The following is a 23,140-nucleotide window of genomic DNA, read 5'->3' as shown; positions in this document are numbered from 1 at the left end:
GCCCGGGTGGGTCAGATCCAGCGCCGACGCCGGAAGACCAGCCAGCAGCCGACCATGCCCAGGATCATCACGGCCAGCACCACGAAGTAGCCGTATTCGGCGTGCAGCTCCGGCATGTTGTCGAAGTTCATCCCGTAGACGGCGCCCAGCGTGGTGGGCACGGCCAGGATTCCCAGGATCGCGGACAGGCGCCGCATGTCCCGGTTGTCCTCCAGGCTGATCCGCGCCATCCCGGCCTGCAGGATGGTGGACAGCACCTCGTCGAAGGACAGGATCGCTTCCCGGGAGTCCGTGTGGTGGTCGGCCACCTCGCGGAAGTAGGCCCGGGTCTCGTCGGGGATCACCGGGTAGCTGCGGGTGGACAGTGACTGCAGTGGAGCGGACAGCGGCACCACGGAACGCTTGAACTCGATCAGCTCGCGCTTCAGGTTGTAGACCCGGTCCACCTCCTTGGTGCCCTGCCGGGAGAAGATGTCCTCCTCCACCTCGTCGATGTCGATCTCGAACTCGCTGACCACGTCCATGTACTCGTCGACGACCCGATCGAGGATCTTGTAGAAGACATAGGCCGGCCCCACCGAGAGGTCCTCGGGATTGGTCTCCAGGGTGCGGCGCAGGCTCCGCAGTGGGGTGTTGTCGCCGCGGCGCACGGTGAGCAGGAAGTTCTCGCCGACGAAGATCATGATCTGGCCGGTGGACACGATTTCGCTGGTCTCGGTGACCGTTTCATGATCAACATAGGCGACGGTGGAGATCACGCAGAACAGGGTGTCGTCGAACTGTTCCAGCTTGCTGCGGGTGTGGCCCTCGACGGCGTCCTCGATGGACAGTGGGTGCAGGTCGAACTGGCGGGCAAAACGCGCCATGTCCTCGTCGGTGGGGTCCTTGAGCCCCAACCAGACGAAACCCTCGCCCTCCTTGGCGCGTTCGGTGGCCGCCTCCAGACTGTGCACGTCGGCCTTGACGCCGTCGATGTAGAGCGCCCAGGCCTGCACCGAATCGGGGGTGGTGGCCCACTGCCGCATCTGGCGGCGGGCAGCGGGCCGGGGGCGGGTGGTGACGCGCGCCGTGGGGCGCAGCACCGGCAGATGGCGTCGGGAATCCGGCATCAGCCCGCTCGGCTCTCACCCAGCAGGCCGGCCATCCACTCCTCGACGTCCGTGGCGGAGCGCGGCAGCATGCCGGACAGCAGTTCGTTGCCGTCCTCGGTGATCAGGATGTCGTCCTCGATCCGCACCCCGATCCCGCGCAGTTCCTCCGGCACCAGCAGGTCCGTGGCCTTGAGGTAGATGCCGGGCTCCACGGTGATCACCATGCCCGGCTTCAGGATGCCGTCGCGGTAGTCCTCCCGCAACGCCTGGGCGCAGTCGTGTACGTCGATCCCCAGATGGTGGCTGGTGCCGTGCACCATCCAGCGGCGATGCTGGCCGCCCTCGGGGCTAAGCGACTCCTCGGGCGTGACCGGCAGCAGACCCCACGCGTGCAGGTGCTTGGCGACGACGGAGATCGCGGCGGCGTGCACGTCGGAGAACTTCGCCCCCGGCTTGGCGGCATCGATCCCCGCCTGCTGGGCCTCCAGGACGGCGTCGTAGACCTTGCGCTGCTCGGGGGAGAAGCGACCGCTGACCGGCAGGGTGCGGGTGACATCGGCGGTGTAGAGGCTGTCCACCTCGACGCCGGCGTCGAGCAGCAACAGGTCGCCGTCCTTGAGGTCGCCGTCGTTGCGGATCCAGTGCAGGGTGTTGGCATGGTCGCCACCGGCGGCGATCGAGTCGTAGCCGACGCCATTGCCCTGGTGGCGGGCGTGCAGGCCGAAGACACCTTCCACCCAGCGCTCGCCTCGGCCGCGCTTGACGGCTTCGGGCAGGTCCCGCACCACGGCCTCGAAGCCGACGGCGGTGGCGCGGCAGGCCTCGCGCATCTGCTCGGCCTCGAAGTCGTCCTTGACCAGGCGCATCGTGGAGAGCGTGACCTCCAGCTCATTGTCCTGCTCGCTGGCCTCGGGGCTGGCACCGCGCAGCTCGTCTACCTGCTCGGTGACCGTCTGGTCGGCGGCGCGCAGCACGCGGATCTGGGTGGATTCTGCATTCTTGGCCAGGGCGGCCGGCAGCTCGCCGATCGGGGCGCAGGCGATGCCCAGCATGGCCTGCATCTCGTCCAGGCTCTCTCGCTGGCCCACCCAGGTCTCGCCGTAGCGGGCGTCGGCGTAGAACTCGGGATCGGTGCGCGGGGCGCGCGGCTTGAAGTAGAGCGTCGCCTGGTGGCCCGACGGGTGGCTTTCGCTGGCGTCGACCGGCTCCAACACCAGCACGGCGTCGGGCTCCCGGTCGGCTCCCAGGCCGGTCAGCCAGGCGAAGGCCGAATGCGGACGAAAGACGTAGTCGCAGTCGTTGCTGCGCACCTTCAGGCCGCCGGCCGGGATCACCAGTCGTTCGCCGGGAAAGGCCAGGGCCAGGGCGTCGCGACGTGGCTCGGCGGCCACGCTGGCGGGCAAGCGGGCGGGGAGCTCGCTGCTGTAGGGGGCCCAGTCGACGGGAATGAACTCCCGGAAGGCCTCGGAGAAGGGGGTCTGCCGGTTGGGCAGCTCTGCCTGTTCTTCGCTCATCGTCATCTCCGAACTCGTCACCAACAGCCCGGCAGCAGTCCGGGCACCAGAGGCATTCTAGGCTTCCTGGTATGACCGTGCGCGACGAGCGTCTGGTTAGGCTGGGGGCCATGACCGAGCTCTATCTCGTCCGGCACGGAGAGACCGCCTGGAGCAAGTCCGGCCAGCACACCTCCGTCACCGACCTTGACCTGACCGAGTATGGCGTCGCCGAGGCCACCAGCCTGCGCGACCGGCTCGATCCCGACGACTTCGATCTGGTGTTGACCAGCCCCCGGCTGCGCGCCCGCCGTACCGCGGAGCTGGCGGGCTTCGGTACCCCGGAGGTCGACGAGAACCTGGCTGAGTGGTTCTACGGCGACTATGAGGGCCTGACCAGTCAGCAGATCCGCGAACAGGTACCCGGCTGGCGGATCTGGAGCCATGAGGTGCCGGGCGGGGAGACCCATGCGCAGGTGATCAATCGGCTCACCCAGGTGGTGCGTCGCGTGCGGCAATCCGGGGTCGACAAGGCGATCTGCTTCAGCCACGGCCACGCCTCCCGGGTGCTGGCCCTGTGCTGGCTGGACATCGACATTGCTCGCGGCCAGTCCTTCCCGCTGGACACCGGCACCATCAGCATCCTGGGCCGGGAGAAGGAATCCCCGGCGATCATCCGCTGGAATGCCTGAGTGATATCACCGGATATCACCCGAGCGAGGCTTGGTGCGAGCCCATGCAGCGGCTCTGCGACTGACGCTCAGATCTCGCGGCGGGTGAACAGCTCGGCGGCCAGGGCCACCAGAGCAGCGGTGAGGACGACGGTGGTTGCGACCGGCCAGCCCCAGGCGGGCTGCTCCCCGGCGGCGAAGCGCGTCATCACCCCACCCAGCCCGGCGATGGTGTGCCGGGCCAGCGGCCCCCACAATGCCGCCACTGAGACCACCAGCAGGACGCCGAGACCGGCACCCGCAGCACCCAGGGGTGCGTCGATCAGGCAACTGGCCACCAGTGTTGCCGCCAGGTAGAAGGCGGCCAGCACCAGCCAGATCAACGTCGAAGTCACCAACGGCGCCCAGTGCACCCCGTCGAAGAGCAGTGCGGTCAGCCCGCCGGTGATGGCCGCGCCCAGCACGGAGACCATGATCAGGAAGGCCAGGGCCGACACGAACTTGGCCAGCACGAAGGCCCGGCGGGAGACCGGCTTGGTCAGCACCAGGACGGCGGTCTGCTTGCTCACCTCGCCCGCCACCAGGCCGGCCGCGGTGACCATCAGCACCAGCAGCACCGTCGGGGACAGGTTCTTGGCCCACTGCACCCAGGCGTCGGCATAGGTGGGCTCCGGGATGGTCTGGGCCATCTCCGGGGAGACCATCGAACCCAGCAACTGCTTGGTGAACAGTGCGGTCACCGGCCCGGCGATGGCCTGCAGCAGCACGAAGCCGGGCAGCACCCACCGCCGCCAGGTGTGCCGGATCTCGGCGAACTCCTTGCCCAGCAGGGCGGTGAATCCGGTCATGCGACTGCTCCCTTCGGATGCTGCACCAGATCAAGGAAGACATCCTCCAGGCTTGCCTCGACTGGCTCGAGACGTTGCAGGGCGGCGCCGGTGCTGACGCAGAGTGCAGGTACTCGGTGGGCTGCGGCTGCAAGATCATTGCTGGCCACCAGGAGTCCGTCGGCGGTGACCTCCACGCTGCTGACCCAGGGCTCGGCGCGCAGTGCGGCGGTGAAGGCGTCGGCCTGGCTGGTGACCTTGACCAATACCTTCGTCTGGCCGCCATAGCGCGCCTTGAGCTGGTGCAGGCCCTGCTGGGTGACCACACGGCCATCGGCCAGGATCGCCACCTCGTCGCAGACCCGTTCCACATCGCCCAGGATGTGGGTGCTGAACAGCACGGTGGTGCGGCCCTTCAGCGCCCCGATCATGTCCAGCACCTCCTTGCGTCCCTGTGGATCGAGTGCGGAGGTGGGCTCGTCCAGGATCAACAGCCGGGGCGCATTCATCAGGGCCTGCGCGATGCCCAGCCGCTGCTTCATGCCGCGGGAGAAGCCGCCGACCTTGTGCTCGACGCCATTCAGCCCGGCCATCGCCAGCAGCGCGTCCGAGCGCTCCGCGATGGTCGCCCGATCCAGCCCGAAGAGCCGGCCGGTGAAGGCCAGGAATTCGGGTGCGGTCATCCACGGGTAGTAGCCGGGAACGTCAGGCAGGTAGCCAATCTGGCGACGAAGATCATTTCCGGCGGTGGCGACGTCCTGGCCGAAGATCTCCGCCCGGCCGCTGGTGGCACCAGCCAGACCCAGCAGGATGCGGATGGTGGTCGTCTTGCCGGCGCCGTTGGGGCCGAGGAAGCCGAAGATGCTCCCCTCCGCCACCTCAAGATCAACTCCAGCCAGCGCGGTCTTGTCCCGAAACCGCTTGCCGAGGTCCCGGATCCGCAGGGCGGGCGCGGTACTCACTTCGTGCCGTACAGGGTGTCGACGGCGCGCTGCTGCTGGCTGGCCCACTCCTGCACCGGGGCGGTCTGGGTCACCGCATTCGGGCGACGCCCGCCAATGAACCAGGCGATTGGACCGATTCCGTTGGCGAACAGGATGATCAACAGCCACGCGACCCGCGGCAGGCTCATCCGCTCGGCCGGGGTGCGCGCCCACCAGATCAGCGCGATCAACCACAGCGCCACCTGGATGCCGCCGAGGACGAGCACCACGGTCTGCATGGTGGGGGACAGCTGATTCCAGTCGTTCATGGTCAACTCCTGTTCTGGGAAGGTTCGTGGGTCCGGGCGGCGGCGCGGGCGCCGGCTCGCAGCAGCACGACGCCCTGGGCGAGGGCGGCGCCGGTGGCGGCCAGCATCACCGGCAGGAGCAACCAGCCGATCGGGCGGCTGCCGCCGAAGACCTGCATCCCGATCACGCCGGCCATGGTGACCGAGAGCATGCTGGCGATCACCAGCAGCAACATCCGCCACAGCTGGCTGGCGCCCAGCCGCCGCGGCAGGAAGGCCAGGCCGATGGCGCCCAGGGTGAGGAGGATCGGCAGCCACTGGCCGGTGATCGGGGTGACCCAGCCGTCTGGCGGGCCGAACAGCGGCCAGTGGTTGGGCAGTCGCTCCTGGCCGATCCCGAAGGGCAGCAGGGCCAGGCCGAGCAGGGCCGGGATGCTGGCGGCAACCGCGCCCCGGGTGAGGGTCTGCTCGTCAAGGGCGTCGAGGACGTCCTCGTCCAGCTGGTCTGGTTCGACGAGGTGCAGGCGGGTGGCCACGGCCCCCAGGTTCACCTGCCAGCCGAGGCCCAGGGCGTGTGGCACCAGGATCCGGGAGTCGGCGGGGTCGAAGGCCGAGGCCAAGCGGGAGGGCATGGTGATCGGATTGACCCCGACAGGCGAGCCCACCAGCCGGTTCGCGCCGGCGGGTTCGGTGGGGGTCTGCTGGTTGAGTTGCCGAGCCACTTCGGCGGGGTCGCCGAAGGCCTCACAGGCGGCTTGCTCGCCGAGTTCGTCGGCGGCCTCGCGCAGGGCGTCGACCAGTTCGGCCAGCTCCGCGCGATGGGCGTGCGGCTCCAGCAGGTCGGCGCGGACGGCCGCCAGCCAGTCGTCGATGGTGGTCATGATCCGGCGGTGGCTGCGGTGCTGGTGGCCGGGGTGTTCGTGCCGGGGGTATTCGCTGCCAGCAGCCCGTCGATGGTGCGGTTCAGGCTGCGCCAGGCGTCGGCCAGCTCGACGAGTTCCCGCTGGCCGTCGTCGGTGAGTGTGTAGAACTTGCGCGGCGGGCCGAAGGGGGATTCCTCCCAGTGGGTCTGGACCAGTTCGGCCTTCTTCAGCCGGGTGAGGATCGGGTAGATGGTGCCGGTGCTGACCTCCAGCCCGGCCGCCTGCAGACTCTCGACGAGTGCCCCGCCATAACGGGGGGTCTCGGCGAGCAGGGCGAGTACCGCAAGGTCCAGCGCCCCCTTGCGCAATTGAGTGATCCGCTCGTCCATCCCAGTCTCCATTCGGCGGTGCCAGCTACCTTGTACAACATAGTAGCTGGCAAAGCCGGTTGGGGGAAGGGGGGTGGGATCAGGCGGCCTGCTGGTCTTTCAGGGCGGTGCCGTCATCCAGCGTGAGGTCGAAGCGGGGGTTGTCCAGCTTCGTGCCCTTGGGGAACTCGACGGCGAAGGTGCCGTCGATGATCCTGGCCTTGGCCTGCTTGCCATCGGCCAGGACCGTCACGCCGGTGACGTGGGCGCCCACCCTGCCTCCCAGCGTGGCCACCTGGCTGCCGCCGCCAATGGTCAGCTTGCCAACCGTGCGAGCGGCCGGATCCTGGTCGCGTCCCCCGGAGAAGACATTGGGCACATTGATCAGCGTGCGGCCATTCGCGAGCGTGACATCGTAGGTTTCGGTGGGTTTCGGGGAATTGGGCGCCAGTTCGGGGGCCGGCCACCAGGCGGCGAAGTGGCCGTTGCTGACGGTCGCCTCCACGTCGCGTCCTGCGATGTGGATGGTGACCGCCGTGATGTCCTTGCCCACTCGCCCCATGGTGAAGGCGAGATCCCCCTCGGCCCCCGACGCCTGGCCGCCTGTCTGGGTCTCCACCTGGTGCGGCCCCAGCACGACGGGGGGCAGCGAGTCCTTGCTGGCCCAGCCGCCGGCTGCCCCTTCGACCCTGGTGGGGTGGGACGCTGTCAGGAAGCACTGCTGGGTGCTGCCGTCCGGGGCGGCCATGGCAACGAACAGGAAGTCGCCGCGCTGCTCGGTGACAACGGTTCGCAGGGCATCGGGAGACAGTGTGGTGTCGCTTCCGGCGGCTGAGTTTGCCAGGTTCTCCCGCACATTCTCCCGGCAGGCCTCGCTGATGGTGCGTGCAGTGTCGGGGCCAATGTGGCGGCCCGACGCGGTCCAGGAGGCATAGGCCGTGCTGCGGGTGGCTGCGGGGCCGCCCCAGAGGGTTAGCGGCACCGCGATGGCGGCCGCCGCGGCGGCGGGGAGCAGCCAGCGGACGGCGCGGCTGCGGCGTACCCGCCGGGCATCCAGACTGACCACGGGGGAATTCTCCTCGAGCAGGCCGTCCAGCAGGGCCTGTTTGCGGGTCAGTTGGGCCTCGGACAGTTCGGTGTCGGCGATGTCCAGGGTGCGCAGGGTGTGGTCGAGATCGTGATCGTTCATCGGACTTCCTCCAGGGCGGTGATCGGGGCGACATCGTTGGCGTCGAGCAGCCGACGCAGCTCGGCGCGGGCGCGCTGCAGGCGATGTCGGTAGGCGGCGGGGGTGATCCCCAGGACCTGGCCCGCGTGCTGCGAGGTCAGGCCATCGAGTGCCGTGAGGGCAATCACTTCCTGTTGGTCCGGGCCGAGCCGGTGCCAGGCGCGGGCCAGATCGGCGCGCGGAATGGCCAGGCTGGCGGCATCATCCACGCTACGCGTCAGGCCGGTGTCGACGGTGGCGATCCGCACTGCCAGTGCCCCCTGCCGTCGCTGGCCGCGACGGTCGTTGAGCAGGCAGTGCTGGGCGATCCCGAAGATCCAGGCCCGGGCGTCGTCCAGGTCCAGCGGCAGGTCGTCGATCCGTCGCCAGGCCGTGGTCAACGCCTCCGCGACGACGTCCTCCGCGCCATCCGGGGTGCGACGTTGGACGAAGCGCAGCAGATCGGCGTAGACGGCGTCGTAGACGACGGTGAACCGCTGCCGTTGGTTGGTGGTTGCTCTCACACCCTGCACCTGTCCGGCGATGGGGGAGCTGTGCCAGACGACCTGCCCCAGCGCGAAATTCTAGTCGTAGCTCTCGGCGCGCAGGCGTCGGGCGACGAGCAGCAGCACCAGCAGACCAAGGCCGGCGGAGGCCAGGATCACCAGCGGGATCGGGCGGGAGGTACCGTCTTCCAGCGCGCCGACCAGAGGGGTGACGACGCCGCCCATGGTGAACTGGGCGGCCCCCAGCAGGGCGGCGGCGGTGCCGGCGGCCTCCCCGTGCCGGTGCAGCGCGACGGCGGGAGCGTTGGGCAGGGCGATGCCCAGACCCATCATCACCAGGAACATGGGCGCCAGGAAGCCGACCAGCCCGCCGATCCGGAATTCGGCCAGGGCCAGCATCACCAGCGCCCCGGCGACGATCATCACCAGCCCGGTGATCAGCCCACGCACCGGGCCAACCCGGCGCACCAGCCGCGGGTTGAACTGGCTGGACAGGCTCAGGCCCAGCGACATCGACGCGAAGGTGACGCCGAAGGCCTGCGGACTCAGCCCGAAGACGCCCTGCATCACGAAGGGCGAGCCGGAGACATAGGCGAACAGGGCGGTGAAGATCATTGCGGCGACGAAGACCACCGCCAGGAAGAGCTTGTCCGAGAGCACCCGTCGGTAGGCGGCCAGAGTGCCGGCCACCGTCGCCGGAATCCGGCGTTCGGGCGGCAGGGTCTCGGCCAGCTGGCTGTGGGTCAGCAGCCCGATCAGCACCGCGGCCAGGCCCAGCACCACGAAGACCCCGCGCCAGGAGGTGAAGGTCAACAACCCCGAGCCCACCAGCGGCGCCAGGATCGGTGCCATGCCGGTGATCAACGCCAGCCGGCTGAACAGTTCGGCGGCTCGCATGCCGCGGAAGAGGTCGCGGATCAGCGCCTGGGAGGCGACGGCCACCGCGGCCGCGGCGAAGCCCTGCAGCAGTCGCCCGGCGAGCAGCACGGAGATATTGGGGGCCAGGCCACACAGCAGGCTGGAGACGGCGTGCACCACCAGGCCGGCCAGCAGCGGACGGCGTCGCCCCACCGCGTCGGAGAGCGGACCGAAGACCAACTGCCCCAGGCCAAGGCCCAGCATCATGGCGCTGAGGGTGAGCTGCGCCTGGGAGCTGGAGGCGCCCAGGGTCTGTGCCAGGTGGGGCAGGGCGGGCAGATAGGTGTCGATGGTCATCGGGCCGAGGGCGCCGAGGATGCCGAGCACGATCACCAGTCGGCGGTACTGTGCGGCGTCCAGGCGGTCGCCGGGCATGCTGGTGACGGGGGTGGGGGTGCTCATGGGATCCTTCCCCTCGGGCTGGGCGAGGGTTGCACGAGGTGGGGCGGCATCATGCTACCGGCTGGTCAGCAGCGAATTGTCCGTCGCAGTGGGTAGGCTGCCACTCAGGCCCACTCCCGTGCCGGGCCGCGAAGAGGAGACGATCATGCTTGCCGAACCTGCCGACCAGTTGCGGCTGCTGGACCTTGCCGCCGTGGACCTGCAGGTGAACCAGCTCCAGCATCGTCGCAAGAGCCTGCCCGAGCTGGCGACCATCCAGACGCTGATGACCGAGCGCGCCGCGCTGGTGGAGAGCCAGGTGGCCGCCCAGACCCGGCTGAGCGACGCCGAGGGCGATGCCAAGCGGATCGAGGAAGATCTGGCCCCGGCCCGGGAGCGACTTGTTCGCAACCAGAAGCGCGTGGACGACGGCAGCATCTCCGACGCCAAGGCGCTGCGCGGCCTGACCGAGGAGATCGAGCACCTCAAGGGCCGGATCAGCAAGCTCGAGGACGACGAGCTGGACGCCATGCAGGTGGTCGAGGACCTGGCCGCCGAGGTGCAGCAGATCAGCACCCAGCGCACGGAACTGGAAGACCGGATCCGTGGCCTGATGGCCAAGCGGGATTCGCAGTTCAGCGACATCGACGCCGGCCTGGCCGAGCGCAAGCAGGAGCGCGAGGCCCACGTCCGGCTGCTGCCCGCACCGCTGGTGGCCACCTACGAGAAGCTGTCCGCCCGCATGGGGGTCGGCGCCGCCGAGCTGAAGGCCCGCCGCTGCACCGGCTGCCAGCTGGAGGCCAACCTGGCCGACCTGCGCCGCTATGCCGAAGCCCCCGCCAATGAGGTACTGCGCTGCGAGGAGTGCGACCGGATCCTGGTGCGCACCAAGGAGTCCGGCCTGCCGGACTGAACCACCCCGCTGAACCGAGCACTGCAAAGAGCAAGGAGTAACGGATGCCCACACGTCACATCAGCGCCCAGCAGGTGCCCGAGCCGATTCGGCCCGGCCTGGACCGGCTGCGCAGCGAACTGGAAGTGCCGTCGGGCTTCGCTCCCGAGGTGGAGGCGGCGGCAACCGCCGTCGCCAGCAGCGGCCCGCTCGACGCCCAGACCTGGGGCCTGGGGGAGCGGGCAGACCACACCCAGATCGACTTCGTCACAATCGATCCCGAGGGTTCGATGGACCTGGACCAGGCGCTCTTCCTGGAGCGCGCCGGCGACGGCTTCCGGGTCTGGTACGCCATTGCCGACGTCGCCGCCTGGGTGGAGCCCGGCGGCCCGGTGGACCTGGAGGCGCACCGTCGCGGGCAGACCTTCTACGCCCCGATCGAGCGGGCACCCCTGCACCCGTCGGTGCTGAGCGAGGGGGCCGCCAGCCTGCTGGCCGACGGCAAGCCCCGCCCCGCGCTGGTCTGGCAGGTGGAGCTGGATGCCACCGGCGCCCAGCGTTCCGCCACGGTGCAACGCTCGCTGGTGCGCTCCCGGGAACGATTGGACTATGTCGGCGTGCAGAAGATGCTCGACGACGGCACCGCGCCCGAATGGCTGCAATTGCTGCGCGAGGTCGGCCAGCTGCGCGAACAGCAGGAGATCAGCCGCGGCGGCGTCAGCCTGAACCTGCCCGAACAGGAGATCGTCGCCGAGGGGGACCAGTGGCGGGTGGAATTCCGCTCCCCGCTGCCCGTCGAGGGGTGGAATGCGCAGATCTCACTGCTCACCGGCATGGCCGCGGCCGGCATGATGCTGACCGCCAGGAATGGCGTCCTGCGCACCCTGCCGCCCGCCGAGGAGCGTGACGTCCAGCGGCTCAAGGCGATCGCCCGGAGCCTGCAGATCCCGTGGCCCGCCGGCATGGGCTACCCCGACTTCGTGCGCTCGCTGGATGTCAGCCAGCCCCGCCACCTGGCGATGATGACCTCCTGCACCCGGCTCTTCCGGGGCGCCGCCTACACCGTCGTCGACGAGGCCAGCGCCGGTGAGAACCTGAAGCACAACGCGCTGGCTGCCAACTACGCCCACTGCACCGCCCCGCTGCGCCGGCTGGTGGATCGCTATGTCGGCGAGATCTGCGTGCATCTGTGCAGCGGCACGCCCGTCCCGGCGTGGGTGAGCGACGCCCTGGCTGCGCTTCCCGACGAGATGCGCGCCAGCGACCAGCGAGCCAAGAAGTTCGAGCGCGGCGTGGTGGACCTGACCGAGGCCCTGGTGCTCTCCAGCCATGTGGGGCAGAAGTTCACCGGCACCATCGTCGACTACGACGACAAGCGCGGCGAGGGCACCATCTCCATCCCCGAGCCCGCCACCGAGGGCCGGATCAAGCAGCGCGGGCTCAAGCTGGGCCAGGAGGTCACCGCCAAGCTGGCGGACGTGGACCTGACCAAGGGCACCGTGAGCTTCGTCCAGCAGTAGGCCTTACACTGGACGACGGACGAGTCGGCCGGGTGATCGCTGGGAACCACGGGTTCCTTGAGGAAAGTCCGGACTCCACAGGGCAGGGTGGTCGGTAACACCGACCCGGGGTGACCCGCGGGAAAGTGCCACAGAGAACAGACCGCCAGCGGCAACGCTGGTAAGGGTGAAACGGCGGTGCAAGAGACCACCGGCGCCCCAGGTGACTGGGGCGGCCTGGCAAACCCCACCCGGAGCAAGACCAAGAAGGCCCACCCCTGGTGGGTCGCGGACGTGATTGAGGGCTGCCCGCCCGAGCGTCCGGGTAGGTCGCACGGCGCTGAGTCCTTCGGGAGGACGCGCCGAAGGCGTCTGGCAACAGGCGTCGCAGATGGATGACCACCCATCGCGGGCAACCGCGAGGACAAAATCCGGCTTACAGGCCGGCTCGTCTTCCAGTCCTGGGGCCAGAGGCGGGCGCCCCTTGGCCCTCGGGCCGCACAAGTTGGCAACTATTTGGCGATTTGCACGTTCAGGAAATTTTCTGTGTCCGCCAGGCTGCCAACTTGTGCACACCTCAGTCGAGCTTGGTGATGATCTGGGCTCCGGTGGGGGTGATCTCGATGGTCTGCTCGAACTGCGCCACCCGGGAGCCGTCATTGGTGACCACGGTCCAGCCGTCATCCCACTGGTGGGAGCGGTAGTCGCCCAGGCAGAGCATCGGCTCGATGGTGAAGGTCATGCCGACCTCCATCGGGGTGTCCAGCCGCGGCTCGTCGTAGTGCAGGATGACCAGGCCGGAGTGGAAGGCGGTGTGCACGCCGTGGCCGGTGTAGTCCCTGACCACGCCGTAGTTGAAGCGCTTGGCATAGCTCTCGATCACCCGGCCGATCACGCTCAGCGGGCGGCCGGGCTGGCACATCTTGATCGCCCGGTTCATCGCCTCCTGGGTGCGCTCGGTCAGCAGCCGGGACTCCTCGTCCACGTCGCCGCAACCGAAGGTGTAGCAGTTGTCGCCGTGCACGCCATTCTTGTAGGCGGTGACGTCGATCTTGACCAGGTCGCCGTCCTCCAGCGGGCGGGCGTCCGGGATGCCGTGGCAGATCACCTCGTTGACGCTGGTGCAGATGCTCTTGGGGAAGCTGCGGTAGCCCAGCGTCGACGGGTAGGCCCCGTGGTCCAGCATGTACTCGTGGGCAATCCGGTCCAGCTCGTCGGTGGTGACGCCGGGGGCGATCGCCTTGCCCGCCTCGTGCATCGCGCCGCAGGCGATCCGGCCGGCCTCGCGCATCTTCTCGATCGTCTCCGCTGACTGCACATTGCTGCCCATGTACGGTTGGGGAGCAGGCCTGTCCACGTACTCGGGACGAACGATCGAGGACGGAACGGCCCGACGCGGGCTCACGGGATAAGGCTTGATGGCAGTCACGGACGCAGTCTAGTCAGGAGGCAATGATGGCCGAAGCAGAGCAGTGGTACTGGTCCTTGAAGGAGCATCGCGTGGTCCGCGAGGGCGAGGCCAAGGTCGAGGACCGGCTGGGCCCCTACGCCACTCAGGAGGAGGCCGCCCAGGCGCTGAAGCACGTCGAGGAGCGCAACGAGACGTGGGAAACCGACCCGCGCTTCAACGATCCCGAGGAAGAAGAAGAGAAGGACGACGAGGAGCGGGTCCGCTTCGACGGCAGCCCGATCGAGGACTGAGGCTCAACCGAGCTTCATCGCTTCGCGGCTGGCATCGATGACGCCCTGCACCGGGGCGTCGTCGATCGTCGCGGAGCTCACGAAGACCCCCAGGGTGTCGGGATTCCCGGTGTCCACGACGACGACGTCGATCACGTCGCCCCGCACCTGGGGCATCGACGGCATCTCTACGTAGACCTCGCTGCGCAGGTGCCAGCCCTTCTTGCCACCGACATCGACCTGCTCGGTGACCAGATCCTGGCGGCCGGTGTAGCCCGAGTAGTAGCTGGAGGTGGCGAAGCAGCTCATCATCATCCGGGCGCTGTTGCGGACCTCGGTGAAGCCGTCGGACTTCTGTACGGCACCCACGGCCTGAACCGAGAACCAGGTGGTGCTGCCGCCCCGGTGAATCACCTTGGTCTGGCCCTGCAGATCCCGGGTCCAGGGCAGGGTGAAGGCCTGGCTGGAGGCATCCTGCCAGTCGGCGACCACCGGGATCACCAGCCCGCCACCACGCAACTCATTGCCGCTGTACGGGGTGCTGCCGCCACCGCCGGTGGGGCACTCCACCATCGCTCCGCCGGTGGGCGCGGGTTCGCTGACTCCCGCCGAGGGCGTCACCGGGGCCGTCTCATTCCACACCGGGCCGGTGGGCGACGCGCTGTTGGTGTCCTCCGGGACGGCCTTGAACTCGTCGCCGCCACGGAAGAACAGCGCCCAGACCAGCAGTGCCAGCACCAGCAGGCCGACCAGCAGGGCGATCAGGCCACCCTTGCCACGCTTGTCCTGCGGCTGGCCGGCGGGGGAGGCAAAGCTCTGCGGCCGTGCCTGGGCGGGATTCTCCGTCGTCTCGGAGGACCACGACGTGCCATCCCAGTAGCGGTAACGGCCAGGGGCTCCTGCGGGATCCGGGTACCAGCCAGGCATCGACATGCCTCGATTCTAGGTGGTTCACTTTGTAACCCCACTGAAACACGATCGTTGGCAGACTGGGGGCCATGGACAGGCAGACAGAGTACGTACTGCGCACGATGGAAGAACGAGACGTGCGGTTCGTCCGCCTGTGGTTCACCGACGTGCTCGGCTTCCTCAAGTCCGTGGCGATCGCCCCGGCCGAGCTGGAGGGCGCCTTCGCGGAGGGCGTCGGCTTCGACGGCTCGGCGATCGAGGGTTACGCCCGGGTCTACGAGGCGGACATGGTCGCCCACCCGGACCCGTCGACCTTCCAGATGCTTCCGTGGCGCACCCAGAGCAATACTGCCCGGATGTACTGCGACATCACCCTGCCGGACGGCTCACCCAGCTTCGCCGACCCGCGGCATGTCCTGAAGCGGGCATTGAACAAGGCCTCCGACATGGGCTTCACCTTCTACATCCACCCGGAGATCGAGTTCTTCCTGTTCAAGTCGCCGGTGGTGCCGGGCATCGAGCCCACCCCGTTGGACATGGGCGGCTACTTCGACCACACCACGCTGGGTGACGGCACCGACTTCCGTCGCGACGCCATCCAGATGCTGGAGCGGATGGGGATCAGCGTCGAGTTCAGCCACCACGAGGGCGCGCCCGGCCAGCACGAGATCGACCTGCGCTACGCCGACGCCCTGACCATGGCCGACAACATCATGACCTTCCGCGTCGTGATGAAGGAGGTGGCGGTCAGCCAGGGGATCGAGGCCAGCTTCATGCCCAAGCCCTTCACCGACCACGCCGGCAGCGGCATGCACACCCACATGAGCCTGTTCGAGGGCGACACCAATGCCTTCTACGACGCCACCGACCAGTACCGGCTGTCGAAGACCGGCAAGCAGTTCGTCGCCGGACTGCTGCACCACGCCGCCGAGATCACCGCGGTCACCAACCAGTGGGTGAACTCCTACAAGCGGCTGGTCGGCGGTGGCGAGGCGCCCAGCTACATCAGCTGGGGCCGCAACAACCGTTCCGCCCTGGTCCGGATTCCGATGTTCAAGCCGGACAAGTCCTCCAGCGCCCGGGTGGAACTGCGCAGCATCGATTCGGCCGCCAATCCCTACCTGGCCTATGCCCTGATCCTGGCCGCGGGCCTGTCCGGCATCGAGAACGAGATGGAACTGCCCGACGAGGCCGCCGACGACGTGCTGGCGCTGGGCGACCGGGAACGCCGGGCGATGGGCATCCGCAACCTGCCGCACAACCTGGACGAGGCGATCCGGGAGATGGAGAACTCGGAGCTGGTGGCCGAGACCCTGGGAGAGCACGTCTACGACTACTTCCTGCGCAACAAGCGGGCGGAATTCGAGGACTACCGGCGCCAGGTGACGGCGCACGAGCTGACCACCCTGTTGCCGCGCCTCTGACCCCTGTGGGCGGCCCACACCGGCGATAGGGTCGGGGCATGAGTGAGAACCTTCCGGCGCGCTCGCTGCGCGCCGGGGACAGTGAGCGTACCCAGACCGTGGATCGGCTCTCGGCCGGTTACCAGCAGGGGATGCTGACCCTGGAGGAGTTCACCGAGCGGATGGAACGGGCCTGGCAGTCGATGCACCTGGCCGAGCTCGACGCCCTGGTGGCGGACCTGCCGGCCACCACCGCCAGCCCGAAGCTGCCTGCCCTCAACGCCGTCGGATCCGACCTGGAACGGTCCCGGGTGGTGGGCGGCTCCGGGGTGCCGGTCACCTTTGCGTTGATGTCCGGCGCGACGCGGGCGGGGGAGTGGACCGCGGCCGGCACCCACACCGCCGTCGCGATCATGGGCGGGGTTGACCTGGACCTGCGGGAGGCGTGTTTCACCCAGCCGCAGACCACCGTGCTCGCCTTCGCCATCATGGGCGGCATCGACGTGATCGTCCCGCCGGATGTCCGGGTGCGGGTGCACGGCCTGCCGATCATGGGCGGCTTCGATGCAGAAGGATCGATCAATCCGGTGAACCTGCCGGCCAATGCCCCGGTGGTCACCATCCAGGGGGTCGCGGTGATGGGCGGGGTCACCGTCAAGCGGCGTGCCTACGACGAGGATGCCGACTGACCTTGTCAGCGACTGCTCGTCAGGCCAGGCGGGACAGGTCGATCAGCGGCAGCATCCGCTCCAGCGCCGGGTAGTGGCTGCCGGACGCGGTGGCCAGGCCGTGGTCGAGCGCCTCGTCCAGGGTGATCAGCCCGATGCCCAGCTTCAGCCAGGTCAACTCGTCGGTCTCCACCACATTGGGCGGGGTGCCGCGGGTGTGCGTCGGGCCCTCGCCGAAGGCGCCCACCTGCACCGCGCAGGCGGGCGGGATTCGCACCTCGATGGTCTGGCCGGGGAAGCGTTCGCCCAGCGCCTGGGAGAGTGAGCGGACGCACAGCCGCAGCGCGGCGGGCTGCAAGGTATTGCCGCCGGCCTTCAGCGCCATCAGGGCAAGCTCCAGCAGAGTGGCCCGCAGGTAGTCCACCAGGTGCGAATTGCCGAACTGGTTGCTGACGCTGACGGGCAGGTCACCGGCCAGCACCGACGCCAGTGCGGCGGTCCGGGCGGCGCACAGCCGCCCCAGCACGTCCAGCTTGGTGTTGTCCGCCAGTTCGGTGGTCATCTCGTCCAGATGTGCTCGCCCCGCGGTGCGATGGCTGAGCAGGCTGGCCCAGCTCTGGTTGCGGGCATTGGTGGGGTTCTCGATGGCGTTCAACAGGTCATCCAGCAGCACGACGGCCCGGGCAAGCGTGGGGCCGTCCAGGGCGGCGCTGGCGGCACACAGGGCACGACACTGGCTCAACAGCACCTCGCACGCCGTCCGGAGGGTGCGATCGCCTCGTGCCGCCATGATGGTCATGCTCCGAATCTTTTGTGACTAGGGTTTCTGTCAGGTTACCCCGACATGACATCCGAACGAATGCCGGTGGTGGTGTGATGGTGCCGATGGCGGCGCCACTGTCAGGGGCGTCGGTGCCATAGGGTCGCTGCAGGCTTGTGGACGGCGTCGGGGCCCAGAAACGCAGGAGGTTGGCGATGACGAGGATGACCAGCACCCCGGGTGAGCTGGCGCGGCGGGGCTTCCTGGACGTGGAGCAGGCCGCGCGGGAGCTGGAGGCGTTGGCGGCCCGCCGCTCGCTGCCCGGGGGCGCCCGCCACGTGCTGGAGGGCGACGGCGGCTGGCTGCGGCTGCTGGAACGCTCCGCCGACCCGGACCTGGCCCTGCTGGGGTTGAGCCGGATCGACGAGAGGTCGCCGGAGTTGCTGGCACCCTTCGCGCAGGATCCCGCGGTCAGCGCCCGGCTGGCTGCGGTGCTTGGCGGATCGCAGGCGCTGAACCAGCATCTGGTCGCCCGACCCGAGGCGTTGGCGGTGCTGTTGGACGAGCCGCGTCGGCTGCCCGCGGAAGAGATCCGGGCGGACGTTTTGCGGGCCATCGGTGCCGATCCCCAGGCCGCCACTCCCGTCGTCGAGGATCCGGCCGCGGCGGATGCGCTGCGCACCGTCAACCGCGGCCACCTGGTGCGGATCGCCGCCCGGGACCTGACGGCATCCGACCCCTATGCGATCGTCGACGACATCGCCGCCGAGCTGGCCGACCTGGCCGACGCGCTGGTGGAGGGAGCGCTGGCGATTGCCCGCGGCCAGGTCAAGGACCACCAGCACACCCGGCTGGGGATCGTCGCGATGGGCAAGTGCGGCGCCCAGGAACTGAACTACATCAGCGACGTGGACGTGATCTACGTGGCCGAGCCGGCCGACGAGCAGACCTCGTCGGCCCGGGCGGTGGAACTGGGGATCAAGCTGGCGGCCAAGGTCAGCCAGATCTGCTCGGCCCATTCCGCGGCGGGTTCCATCTGGCAGGTGGACGCGAACCTGCGGCCCGACGGCAAGTCCGGCCCGCTGGTGCGAAGCCTTGCCAGCATGGACACCTACTACGCCAAGTGGGCCAAGAACTGGGAATTCCAGGCGATGCTGAAGGCCCGTGCCATGGCCGGTGATCGGGAGATCGCCCAGGCCTTCGTCGACATCGTCCAACCGCATGTCTGGCAGGCGGCCGAACGGGAACACTTCCTGGCCGAGACCCAGGCGATGCGCCAGCGGGTGATCAGCCTGCTGCCCGCCACCCAGGCGTCGCGGGAGATCAAGCTGGGGGCCGGCGGCCTGCGAGACGTCGAATTCTCCGTGCAACTGCTGCAACTGGTGCACGGTCGGGTGGACGAGCGGGTCCGCGGCCGCGCCACCCTGGCCTGCCTGAAGGACCTGGTGGACTGCTGCTACATCGGCCGGGCCGACGGTGCGGAGATGGACGCGGCCTATCGCTTCCAGCGCACCCTGGAACACCGGATCCAGCTGTTCAAGCTGCGTCGCACCCACCTGCTGCCCGACGACGAGCGCGAGCTGCGGGTGATCGCCCGGGGTCTGCGGATGCCCGACGGGGCCACGGAACTCACCGACACCTGGCGCGCCACCAGCCGTCGGGTGCTGCGGCTGCACCAGCGGGTCTTCTACTCCCCACTGCTGGCGGCGGTCACCCGGCTGCACAGCGACGAACTCAAACTCACCCCGGAACAGGCCCGCGACCGGCTGCGGGTGCTGGGCTTCCAGGACCAGAAGGTGGCGCTGCAGCACATTGAGGCGCTGACCACCGGCGTCAACCGGCGCACCGAGATCCAGCGCCAGCTGCTGCCCGCGATGCTCGCCTGGTTTGCCGAGGGCCCCAATCCGGATCTGGGGCTGCTCAGCTTCCGGCAGGTCTCCGATGCGCTGGGCAACAGCCCCTGGTACCTGCGGGCGATGCGTGACGAGGGGGAGATGGCCGAGCGGCTGGCCCGGTTGCTGTCGTCGAGCCGACTGGCCGTCGACCTGCTCAAACGTGCCCCGGAATCGGTGCGGATGCTGGCCAAGGATGCCGAGTTGCAACCCCGGGGCCGCGACGAGATCCTCGCGTCGATGCTCAGCGCCGCCAAGCGGCACGACGGCACCGCCGAGGCGATGGCCGCGGTGCGCGGCATCCGTCGCTCGGAGCTCTTCCGGATGGCGGCCGGCGACATCCTGGACGTGATCGGGCTGGATGACCTGGGGCGCGGGCTGAGTGACCTGGCCGGTGCCACCATCGACGCCGCCCTGACCGTCGCCCGACGCGAAGTGCCCGACGCCCCCGAGCTGGGCGTGGTTGCCCTGGGCCGCTGGGGCGGCGGGGAGATGGGGCTGGGCAGCGACTGCGACGCGATGTTCGTGATGGCCGACAGCGATGACCAGGACGCCAGCAAGCGCGCCACCCAGCTGATCGGCAAGCTGCGCACCCTGCTGGCTGCCCGCGGGCCCGACCCGGCGCTGGAGATCGACGTCGACCTGCGCCCGGAGGGCAAGAACGGGCCGATGGTGCGCAGCCTGGGCAGCCTGGCCAACTACTACCAGCGCTGGTCGGTCACCTGGGAGGCGCAGGCGTTGCTGCGCGCCAGCCATGGCGCGGGCAGCCGGGAGCTGACCGAGGCCGCGCTGGAACTGGCCAATCCGCTGCGCTGGCCCGACGGCGGCCTGGAACGCACCCGGCTGAACGAGATCCGCAAGCTGAAGGGCCGGATGGAGACCGAGCGGATTCCGCGCGGCACGGATCCCCGGCGCAACACCAAGCTGGGCCCCGGTGGGCTGAGCGACGTCGAGTGGACGGTGCAGGTGCTGCAGTTGCAGCACGCCCATGAGCTGCCCGCGCTGCGCGGCACCGGCACCCTGGCCACGCTGCACGCCGCCGTGGAGGCCGGTCTGGTGGAGGCCGCCGATGCGCAGGTGCTGGAGGAGGCCTGGCGGTTGGCCAGCCGGCTGCGGAACAAGATCATGCTGGTGCGCGGCCGCGCCAATGACGCGATCCCCGGTGACTCGCGGGAGGTGGACGCCGTTGCCACCATGCTGGGCTATGACCGCGGCCAGGTCTCGCAACTGCTGGATGACTACCGGCGCACCACCCGGCGGGCATCGCAGGTGGTGGGGAAGTACTTCTGGGGGGTCGACGAATGAGCGCGATCCTCTTGCTTGGTGGGCGTTCCGGGATCGGACTGGCGATCGTCGAGGCCCTGCTGGCCAAGCATCCCGGCAGCGACGTGCTGCTGGCCCGCCGCCCCCGCCCCGACGCCGAGGCTGCGGAGCTGGAGATCGCGCAGCGGCTGCGGGCGGCCGGTGCCGGCGAGGTGGAAGCCCTGGACTTCGACGCGCTGGCGCTGGAGGCCCACCAGGCCCTGGTTGAGCGGGTCTTCGCCGGGCACCGGGTGAGCCACGCGGTGGTCGCCTTCGGGGTGTTGGGTGACCAGCAGCAGGCCCGGAGCGAGGTCGGTGCGGCGCAGCGGCTAATGACGGTCAATGCCACCGCCGCGGTGGGCATCGGGGTGGCGCTGGCTACCGCCATGCGACACCAGGGTGGCGGCGCGATCATCGCCCTCAGTTCCGTGGCGGGGGTGCGAGTGCGGCGCTCCAATTTCGTCTACGGGGCCAGCAAGGCCGCGATGGATGCGAGCTACCTCAACCTGGGCGACGAGTTGGCGGGCAGCGGGGTGCGGGTGCTGGTGGTGCGTCCCGGTGCCGTCGCGACGCCGATGATCGCCGGGAACAAGCCGGTGGCCTTCACCGTCGAGCCACAAGCGGTGGCTAGGGCGACGGTGCGCGCCCTGGATTCCGGCAAGGCGGTGGTGCACGTCCCGGCGATCTTCGGCCCGGGGATGGTGCTGGCCGGCCTGGTGCCCCGCGCCCTGTGGCGTCGCCTCCCGGTGTGACCGTTTGTCGGCCGGGAAAGCGGCCTGCGGTTCGTGGCAGCAGTGTGTGAGGGTTGAAGCATGACAACTCAGGAAGAACGACCCGAATCACCCACGTGCGAGCAGCTCCATGGAACGGACCTGAGTGAAGCGGCTCGGAAGGAAGCGGTCCAGAATCTGCTGGCCGACGCCGACGGTGTGCCCGGGGATGCCGATGATGCCGCTTGGGGCGAGACCCGGGAGGCCATGGAGGCTGAACTGGCGGAACGTTTCGCCTAGCCGCTCAGCTGTGGCGCTGCAGCCACCAATAGGCGCCGACGAAGACCAGCAGGTTCACCCAGGCGATGCCGCCCAGCGCCGTCAGCGGGGTGACCTCCCACACCACGGCCACCATCGCGGCGCCGACGGCCAGTGGTGAGGCCAACCCGACGCAGGCCCCGGCCTTGGTCAGGATCAGGGCGTCGCGTTCGTCGGCCTCACCCCGGGCGCCACGGACCAGGGCATTGTCGCCCCGCTTGATCCGCCGGGCGCCGACGAGGACCAGCAGCACCAGGTTGCCGCCGCACAACGCGCCCCAGGCGGTGGACGGGTCGCGCGGGTGGAGTGCGGCGAACAAGGTGAGGATCGCGACGAGGCCCGCCGCGAGGCCCAGCCACATCCGTGCCGGGGCATTACTTCTCGTCGACATGAAAGATCTCCTCCACGGGCCGGCCGAAGAGCCGAGCCAGATTGATGGCCAGGGGCAAGGACGGGTCGTACTTGCCCGTCTCGATCGAGTTGATGGTCTGCCGGGAGACGCCCAGCCGCTCTCCCAGGGCTCCCTGGGAGAGTCCCAGCGTCTCGCGCAGGTGGCGCACGTCGTTCAGCATCAGCGGATCCAGACGCTGGCGCAGCTCACCGTTGCTGGCGCTGGTCCATGGTCCTGCTCAGCTGGTACACGCCGAACAGGCACAGGATGGCGGCCGCGATCTGCAGGATCACGTGCCAGGGCGAGGCATCGACGGCATTCGAGAGCATCATCGCCAGCAGGCCGACCATGATGGGGGCCAGGGCGGTGGTGCGCTGCTTCTCGACGGGGGTCTGGGTCTTGCTCATGTCGCTCTCCTTTGGGAACTCTCGTCAAGTTTCCTTGACATGACAAGCGTCCTTGACAGTTGATCGGGGTGTCAAGGGTCTTTGACAGAATTCATCCTTGAGGAGGAGGGCCGACCGGGCCGGTCGCACGCCCGGGCCATCCCGGAGGATCCGCGCTCAGTCGGGCGCCGGAGACGATGGACTCATGCTGCACATCACCGTCGCCCTCGCCCTGATCCTTGTCACCATGCTCTGCGGGTGGCAGGCCTGGCGACGCGTGCTCGACGAGCCCCGGCGGCTGGCCAACGCCGCCTGGATCGGCGCCACCGCCGCGCTGCTGGCCATCACGCTCACGGTGCTGGGTGATGCCACGCTGGCCAGTGCCGCCTTCCTCGTGCTGATCTGCTCCCCGCTACTGGTGCTGGGGCTGGTGGGATTCCTGCTGTGGAACGGATCGGTGATGCTGCGGCGGGAATCGCGCTCGCTGGGCAATTCGCTCTCTCTGCTGGCCGGTCTGGGGCTGGTCGCGGCGATGGCGCTCTCGCTGTGGCTGGCGACGATCAGCCGGGAGTGGCTGCCGGTTTCGCTGTGGATCGTGATGTCCGGCGGCTGGGTGGCCACCCTCTTTTTTGGCTACCTCGGCTATTCCGGCTTCTATCAGCTGCTGGTGCGCCGCCAGCATCCCGACTTCATCGTCGCCCTGGGTTCCGGGCTGATTGGCAGCCGGGTGCCGCCGCTCATCGCGATCATGACGGGAGCCTAGACCAACATCGC

Annotated in this window: 26 protein-coding genes and 1 other RNA gene; 11 read left to right on the top strand and 16 right to left on the bottom strand. The window is 69.1% G+C overall.

Translation table 11 applies throughout. The features are described 5' to 3' along the window. Window positions 1-11 precede the first annotated feature (11 nt). Both corA and AAEX57_RS04895 read right to left on the bottom strand, forming a co-directional pair. A complete protein-coding gene (gene corA, locus AAEX57_RS04900) occupies window positions 12-1,082 on the bottom strand; it encodes a magnesium/cobalt transporter CorA (protein ID WP_342090865.1) in 1,071 nt (356 codons plus the stop codon). Window positions 1,083-1,108: 26 nt separating this feature from the next. Then, complete coding sequence (locus tag AAEX57_RS04895) at window positions 1,109-2,605, bottom strand: aminopeptidase P family protein (RefSeq protein ID WP_342090866.1); 1,497 nt, start codon at window positions 2,603-2,605, stop codon at window positions 1,109-1,111. Window positions 2,606-2,715: 110 nt separating this feature from the next. Here AAEX57_RS04895 and AAEX57_RS04890 point away from each other — a divergent pair, with 110 nt between their 5' ends. Next, entirely contained in the window at window positions 2,716-3,276 is a 561-nt protein-coding gene (locus AAEX57_RS04890) for a histidine phosphatase family protein (protein ID WP_342090867.1), read from the top strand. Window positions 3,277-3,344: 68 nt separating this feature from the next. Here the strand turns inward: AAEX57_RS04890 and AAEX57_RS04885 are convergent, their stop codons facing one another. The 8 genes from AAEX57_RS04885 to AAEX57_RS04850 all read right to left on the bottom strand — a co-directional run bounded on the left by AAEX57_RS04885 (window position 3,345) and on the right by AAEX57_RS04850 (window position 9,577). Beyond that, on the bottom strand, window positions 3,345-4,103 hold the full coding sequence (locus AAEX57_RS04885; RefSeq protein ID WP_342090868.1) for an ABC transporter permease: 759 nt from the start codon (window positions 4,101-4,103) through the stop codon (window positions 3,345-3,347). Beyond that, window positions 4,100-5,044, bottom strand: coding sequence for an ABC transporter ATP-binding protein (locus tag AAEX57_RS04880; protein ID WP_342090869.1), 945 nt, complete (start codon window positions 5,042-5,044; stop codon window positions 4,100-4,102). The genes AAEX57_RS04885 and AAEX57_RS04880 overlap by 4 nt, the downstream gene beginning before the upstream one ends. Further along, window positions 5,041-5,334 (bottom strand): PLD nuclease N-terminal domain-containing protein, encoded by a 294-nt coding sequence (locus tag AAEX57_RS04875; protein ID WP_342090870.1) that lies wholly within the window; start codon window positions 5,332-5,334, stop codon window positions 5,041-5,043. The genes AAEX57_RS04880 and AAEX57_RS04875 overlap by 4 nt, the downstream gene beginning before the upstream one ends. 2 nt (window positions 5,335-5,336) lie before the next feature. Next, a complete protein-coding gene (locus AAEX57_RS04870) occupies window positions 5,337-6,194 on the bottom strand; it encodes a hypothetical protein (RefSeq protein ID WP_342090871.1) in 858 nt (285 codons plus the stop codon). Continuing rightward, entirely contained in the window at window positions 6,191-6,565 is a 375-nt protein-coding gene (locus AAEX57_RS04865) for a PadR family transcriptional regulator (RefSeq protein WP_342090872.1), read from the bottom strand. The genes AAEX57_RS04870 and AAEX57_RS04865 overlap by 4 nt, the downstream gene beginning before the upstream one ends. Window positions 6,566-6,644: 79 nt before the next feature. Beyond that, window positions 6,645-7,733 carry a hypothetical protein gene (locus tag AAEX57_RS04860; RefSeq protein WP_342090873.1) on the bottom strand — a complete coding sequence of 363 codons (1,089 nt, stop codon included), beginning with the start codon at window positions 7,731-7,733 and terminating at the stop codon, window positions 6,645-6,647. Beyond that, window positions 7,730-8,275, bottom strand: coding sequence for an RNA polymerase sigma factor (locus AAEX57_RS04855; protein WP_342090874.1), 546 nt, complete (start codon window positions 8,273-8,275; stop codon window positions 7,730-7,732). The genes AAEX57_RS04860 and AAEX57_RS04855 overlap by 4 nt, the downstream gene beginning before the upstream one ends. A gap of 60 nt (window positions 8,276-8,335) precedes the next feature. Continuing rightward, window positions 8,336-9,577, bottom strand: a complete 1,242-nt coding sequence (locus AAEX57_RS04850) for a multidrug effflux MFS transporter (RefSeq protein ID WP_342090875.1) — start codon at window positions 9,575-9,577, stop codon at window positions 8,336-8,338. Window positions 9,578-9,722: 145 nt separating this feature from the next. Here AAEX57_RS04850 and AAEX57_RS04845 point away from each other — a divergent pair, with 145 nt between their 5' ends. The 3 genes from AAEX57_RS04845 (at window position 9,723) to rnpB (ending at window position 12,402) form a co-directional block, all read left to right on the top strand. Next, window positions 9,723-10,469: a zinc ribbon domain-containing protein gene (locus AAEX57_RS04845; protein WP_342090876.1), complete on the top strand. Its 747-nt coding sequence runs from the start codon at window positions 9,723-9,725 to the stop codon at window positions 10,467-10,469. A gap of 44 nt (window positions 10,470-10,513) precedes the next feature. Continuing rightward, window positions 10,514-11,968 carry an RNB domain-containing ribonuclease gene (locus AAEX57_RS04840; RefSeq protein ID WP_342090877.1) on the top strand — a complete coding sequence of 485 codons (1,455 nt, stop codon included), beginning with the start codon at window positions 10,514-10,516 and terminating at the stop codon, window positions 11,966-11,968. A gap of 20 nt (window positions 11,969-11,988) precedes the next feature. Beyond that, an RNA gene (gene rnpB, locus AAEX57_RS04835) (RNase P RNA component class A) lies at window positions 11,989-12,402 on the top strand. 122 nt (window positions 12,403-12,524) lie between these two features. Here the strand turns inward: rnpB and map are convergent. Then, a complete protein-coding gene (gene map / locus AAEX57_RS04830; RefSeq protein ID WP_342091018.1) occupies window positions 12,525-13,277 on the bottom strand; it encodes a type I methionyl aminopeptidase in 753 nt (250 codons plus the stop codon). 125 nt (window positions 13,278-13,402) lie between these two features. On the opposite strand from map, the gene AAEX57_RS04825 reads away from it, so the two are divergent. Next, on the top strand, window positions 13,403-13,648 hold the full coding sequence (locus AAEX57_RS04825; protein WP_342090878.1) for a hypothetical protein: 246 nt from the start codon (window positions 13,403-13,405) through the stop codon (window positions 13,646-13,648). 3 nt (window positions 13,649-13,651) lie between these two features. On the opposite strand, the gene AAEX57_RS04820 is transcribed toward AAEX57_RS04825, so the two are convergent. Beyond that, window positions 13,652-14,560 carry a DUF2510 domain-containing protein gene (locus AAEX57_RS04820; protein WP_342090879.1) on the bottom strand — a complete coding sequence of 303 codons (909 nt, stop codon included), beginning with the start codon at window positions 14,558-14,560 and terminating at the stop codon, window positions 13,652-13,654. Window positions 14,561-14,658: 98 nt separating this feature from the next. Between AAEX57_RS04820 and glnA the strand changes: the two genes are divergently transcribed. Together glnA and AAEX57_RS04810 are read left to right on the top strand one after the other, a co-directional pair. Then, entirely contained in the window at window positions 14,659-15,960 is a 1,302-nt protein-coding gene (gene glnA, locus AAEX57_RS04815) for a type I glutamate--ammonia ligase (RefSeq protein ID WP_342091019.1), read from the top strand. 38 nt (window positions 15,961-15,998) lie between these two features. Then, window positions 15,999-16,628 carry a DUF1707 SHOCT-like domain-containing protein gene (locus AAEX57_RS04810; RefSeq protein ID WP_342090880.1) on the top strand — a complete coding sequence of 210 codons (630 nt, stop codon included), beginning with the start codon at window positions 15,999-16,001 and terminating at the stop codon, window positions 16,626-16,628. Between the two features lie 19 nt (window positions 16,629-16,647). Here the strand turns inward: AAEX57_RS04810 and AAEX57_RS04805 are convergent, their stop codons facing one another. Then, window positions 16,648-17,406 (bottom strand): sterol carrier family protein, encoded by a 759-nt coding sequence (locus tag AAEX57_RS04805; RefSeq protein WP_342090881.1) that lies wholly within the window; start codon window positions 17,404-17,406, stop codon window positions 16,648-16,650. A gap of 176 nt (window positions 17,407-17,582) precedes the next feature. Here AAEX57_RS04805 and AAEX57_RS04800 point away from each other — a divergent pair, with 176 nt between their 5' ends. From AAEX57_RS04800 to AAEX57_RS04790, 3 genes are read left to right on the top strand one after another with little or no spacing between them, the layout of a single operon-like run. Beyond that, the gene (locus tag AAEX57_RS04800) at window positions 17,583-20,564 is read left to right on the top strand and encodes a bifunctional [glutamine synthetase] adenylyltransferase/[glutamine synthetase]-adenylyl-L-tyrosine phosphorylase (RefSeq protein ID WP_342090882.1); all 2,982 of its coding nucleotides are present in this window, start codon (window positions 17,583-17,585) and stop codon (window positions 20,562-20,564) included. Next, complete coding sequence (locus tag AAEX57_RS04795) at window positions 20,561-21,313, top strand: SDR family NAD(P)-dependent oxidoreductase (RefSeq protein ID WP_342090883.1); 753 nt, start codon at window positions 20,561-20,563, stop codon at window positions 21,311-21,313. The genes AAEX57_RS04800 and AAEX57_RS04795 overlap by 4 nt, the downstream gene beginning before the upstream one ends. 60 nt (window positions 21,314-21,373) lie before the next feature. Then, the gene (locus tag AAEX57_RS04790; RefSeq protein ID WP_342090884.1) at window positions 21,374-21,571 is read left to right on the top strand and encodes a hypothetical protein; all 198 of its coding nucleotides are present in this window, start codon (window positions 21,374-21,376) and stop codon (window positions 21,569-21,571) included. Between the two features lie 4 nt (window positions 21,572-21,575). On the opposite strand, the gene AAEX57_RS04785 is transcribed toward AAEX57_RS04790, so the two are convergent. Genes AAEX57_RS04785 through AAEX57_RS04775 form a run of 3 tightly spaced genes read right to left on the bottom strand, consistent with a single transcriptional unit; the run spans window position 21,576 to window position 22,387 of the window. After that, complete coding sequence (locus AAEX57_RS04785; RefSeq protein WP_342090885.1) at window positions 21,576-21,980, bottom strand: hypothetical protein; 405 nt, start codon at window positions 21,978-21,980, stop codon at window positions 21,576-21,578. Beyond that, window positions 21,964-22,161, bottom strand: a complete 198-nt coding sequence (locus AAEX57_RS04780; RefSeq protein WP_342090886.1) for a helix-turn-helix transcriptional regulator — start codon at window positions 22,159-22,161, stop codon at window positions 21,964-21,966. The genes AAEX57_RS04785 and AAEX57_RS04780 overlap by 17 nt, the downstream gene beginning before the upstream one ends. A gap of 25 nt (window positions 22,162-22,186) precedes the next feature. Next, on the bottom strand, window positions 22,187-22,387 hold the full coding sequence (locus AAEX57_RS04775) for a hypothetical protein (protein WP_342090887.1): 201 nt from the start codon (window positions 22,385-22,387) through the stop codon (window positions 22,187-22,189). Window positions 22,388-22,571: 184 nt separating this feature from the next. Between AAEX57_RS04775 and AAEX57_RS04770 the strand changes: the two genes are divergently transcribed. Beyond that, window positions 22,572-23,129 (top strand): hypothetical protein, encoded by a 558-nt coding sequence (locus tag AAEX57_RS04770; RefSeq protein WP_342090888.1) that lies wholly within the window; start codon window positions 22,572-22,574, stop codon window positions 23,127-23,129. Window positions 23,130-23,140 lie beyond the last annotated feature (11 nt).

This window comes from Luteococcus sp. H91, assembly GCF_038433135.1.
Lineage (GTDB): Bacteria > Actinomycetota > Actinomycetes > Propionibacteriales > Propionibacteriaceae > Luteococcus.
The sequence above is the reverse complement of the archived record's forward strand: the minus strand, read 5'-3'. Positions and strand labels throughout refer to the sequence as shown.